This window comes from Sphingomonas bacterium (genome assembly GCF_903643065.1).
In the GTDB taxonomy this organism is placed as follows: Bacteria; Pseudomonadota; Alphaproteobacteria; order Sphingomonadales; family Sphingomonadaceae; genus Sphingomonas.
Window position 1 is genome coordinate 1 of the sequence record NZ_CAHJWX010000443.1, and the last position, 2,694, is coordinate 2,694.

3 protein-coding genes and 1 pseudogene are annotated in these 2,694 nt (G+C 73.5%); 1 reads left to right on the plus strand and 3 read right to left on the minus strand.

Annotated elements, in window-relative coordinates; translation table 11 throughout:
- Positions 1-144 precede the first annotated feature (144 nt).
- From HUU95_RS13625 to HUU95_RS13635, 3 genes are read right to left on the minus strand one after another with little or no spacing between them, the layout of a single operon-like run.
- The gene (locus tag HUU95_RS13625) at positions 145-891 is read right to left on the minus strand and encodes a DsbA family protein (RefSeq protein WP_174280599.1); all 747 of its coding nucleotides are present in this window, start codon (positions 889-891) and stop codon (positions 145-147) included.
- Between the two features lie 20 nt (positions 892-911).
- The gene (locus tag HUU95_RS13630; RefSeq protein WP_174280600.1) at positions 912-1,577 is read right to left on the minus strand and encodes a thioredoxin domain-containing protein; all 666 of its coding nucleotides are present in this window, start codon (positions 1,575-1,577) and stop codon (positions 912-914) included.
- 8 nt (positions 1,578-1,585) lie between these two features.
- Positions 1,586-2,155, minus strand: a complete 570-nt coding sequence (locus HUU95_RS13635; RefSeq protein WP_174280601.1) for a DciA family protein — start codon at positions 2,153-2,155, stop codon at positions 1,586-1,588.
- Between the two features lie 14 nt (positions 2,156-2,169).
- On the opposite strand from HUU95_RS13635, the pseudogene HUU95_RS13640 reads away from it, so the two are divergent.
- A pseudogene (locus tag HUU95_RS13640) lies at positions 2,170-2,694 on the plus strand (hypothetical protein); the annotation flags it as partial.

Here is a 2,694-nt window from a genome sequence, read left to right on the forward strand (position 1 = left end):
CGGTCGGCACCGCCCCGGCGGGGGACGAGCCGCAGGTGACGGTCGAACTGCGCCGACGGGGCCGGCCGGTCGACCTGGCGGCGCTGCTCTAGTCAGCCTGCGTCCCGCCGGCGGGCGCCGGGGCGACGACGGAGGGCTGTTCCCTTACGCGCCCGCCGCCTTCAGCGCCTGCTCGATCTGCGGCCACACCACCTGGTTGTCGAGCTTCTGCCCGTTAAGGATGAAGGTCGGCGTGCCGCTGATCTCCTGATCGTCCGAGCCGCGCTTGGTCAGCGCCGTCACCGCGTCGATCCGCTTCGGGTCCGCGAGGCAGGCGCGCGCCTGGACCTCCGTCATGCCGTGCTGCTTCATGAAATCGACATAGCCGAGCCGGTCGACCCACATCGTCGTGGCCTGGACGGGGGAGAGGGCCTGGACCCTCGTCACGAAAGCCTGGTCCTTGCTCGCGGCCTCCAGCTTGTCGAGGAACGCGGGCTGGCCAAGGTACATCTGCTCCAGCAGCGGGAAGAACGGCGCCGCGCCCGCGCACTGGCCCAGCACCGCGACGCCCAGGTCGGGGGCGTGGACCATGAAGTCGCGGAACTCGTAGCTGACCTTGCCGCCGGTGACGTAGCGGTCCTCCAGCGGACGCATGCCGCTCTGCCCGAACGCGCCGCAGGTGGGGCAGGTGCGCGAGCCGTATTCGACGAGCTTCAGCGGCGCATCGGGGTTGCCCATCCGATAGCCGCCCTCGGCGGTCTGCGACACGACGTCGGTCCACTTCTGGCCGGCGGGGGGCCTGGCGCCGGTGGCGGCCGCGACGGGCACGGTGCCGTTGGTGACGTCCGGTCCCTTGCCGCAACCGGCGGCGAGCACGAACGCGGCGCAGGCTAGGGTGGTGCGAAAGGTCATGGCGTCGGTCTCCGAGGGGATCAGTGGGCGCCGGCGGCGCGGAGCTGGGGTTCCAGGCTCGCCCAGGTCGCGCTGCCGACCTTGCGCCCGTTCAGCACAAAGCTGGGCGTGCCCTCGATCGCGCCCATCGCCTGGGTGGAGGTGGCGAGGACCGCGTTCAGCTCGGCGTCCGTCGCGAAGCATCGGTCGATCGCGGGCGTGGTCATGCCGCCGGCCGTCCGCGCAATGTCGCTGAGCCCGGCGCCGTCGGCCGCCGCGCGCAGCCGCGCCAGCACCGGATACAGGTTCACCCGCGCGCCGTTCGCCTGCTGCCAGTCGGCGCCGCGCTCGAACCATTGCGCCTGGCTCGCGAACACCGCCTCGGCGAAGGCGGGGTAGCGCGGCCCCGTGCAGCGCGCGAGCATCGCCGCGGCGAGGTCGAGCGGCTGGCCCACGGCCGGGCGGACCTCCAGGCTGGTCGATCCCGATCGGATCCATCGCGCCTGCAGCGTCGGCGCGGCGGCGGCGGTGAAGGCGGCGCAGTGCGGGCAGACGTAGCTCAGGTACTCGACTAGCTTGACGGGCGCGGCGGGGTTGCCGACCAGCACCGTGCCCGCGGCGGTGCGGCCGACGACCTGCGACCAGTCGCGCGCCGGCGCCGCGGCGACCGCGCCCGCCAGCACGCCCGCGACCACCGCGTAGACCATGCGCCGCATCAACGCACCCGACCCAGCACGGGAACGGCGATCGGCGCGGCGGGCGACTGCGCCGCGACGCCGGCGGCGAGCGATTCCAGCACGGCCTTCAGCTCGGGATCCGCGATCGCGCGCAGGCTGCCGCCAAGCTCGAACCCCTGCATGTCGGCAGGCGCCGCCCGCAGCGACGGCGGGGATCGCCGGGGGACCGGCCCCGCCACCTCGCCCTGCCGGATCGCGATCCGCGCGACCGCGGCATAGCCGAAGAAGCGGTTCACCCGCTCCAGCAGCTCGGGCACGATATGCTGCATCATCGGCGCATGGGCGCCGCGCACGACCAGGGTCAGCACGCCGTCCGCCTTCTTGCCGGCGGGGAAGCGGATCGATTCGGGCTGACTGACGCCGGCGAGCTTCGCGCCGGCGATCTCCGCCCAGCGGCTGACCACCGCGCCCTGCACGAAGCCGAAGCGGCGGAACGCCGCCCGGCCGATATCGGGCAGCAGCTCGGCCACTTGGCGCGAGCGGTTCGCGCGGACGGGTTCGGGCTTGGTTGTCTGGAGAGGCACGCGCTTGCTCATCGCAGGCCCCATGCCATAGCGCGGGCGTGCCGCTCAAGCGTCCATCCGTCCCGCTCGCCGACATCGCGCCGCTGCTGCTCGGCTATTACGACGCGCACGCCCGCGTGCTGCCGTGGCGCAGCGCCCCCGGCGAGGCGGCGGACCCGTACCGCGTCTGGCTGTCGGAGGTGATGCTCCAGCAGACGACGGTCGCGACGGTGCGGCCGCGATTTGTGGCGTGGGTCGCGCGCTGGCCCGATGTCGCAAGCCTCGCCGCCGCGGACGAGGGCGAGGTGATGGCCGCCTGGGCCGGGCTCGGCTATTACGCGCGGGCGCGCAACCTGGTGAAGGCGGCGCGCGCGGTGGTGGCCGATCACGGCGGACGGTTTCCCGATACGGAGGCGGGGCTGCGCGCGCTGCCGGGGCTCGGCGCCTATACCGCCGCGTATCTGACCTTGACCTACGGCGTCTCGCCGTGGCTCACCGTGTGGGCCGGTCTGGCCCTGACGAGCGTCGCTGCGCTCGGGCTGGCCTGGGTGACGCTGCGCATGTCGGGCCACTACCTGCCGCTG

What these genes read in the sequence shown, in the direction of transcription:
- HUU95_RS13625 (WP_174280599.1), bottom strand. Translation starts at nt 891, where the DNA reads ATGACCTTTCGCACCACCCTAGCCTGCGCCGCGTTCGTGCTCGCCGCC.
- HUU95_RS13630 (WP_174280600.1), bottom strand. Translation starts at nt 1,577, where the DNA reads ATGGTCTACGCGGTGGTCGCGGGCGTGCTGGCGGGCGCGGTCGCCGCG.
- HUU95_RS13635 (WP_174280601.1), bottom strand. Translation starts at nt 2,155, where the DNA reads ATGGGGCCTGCGATGAGCAAGCGCGTGCCTCTCCAGACAACCAAGCCC.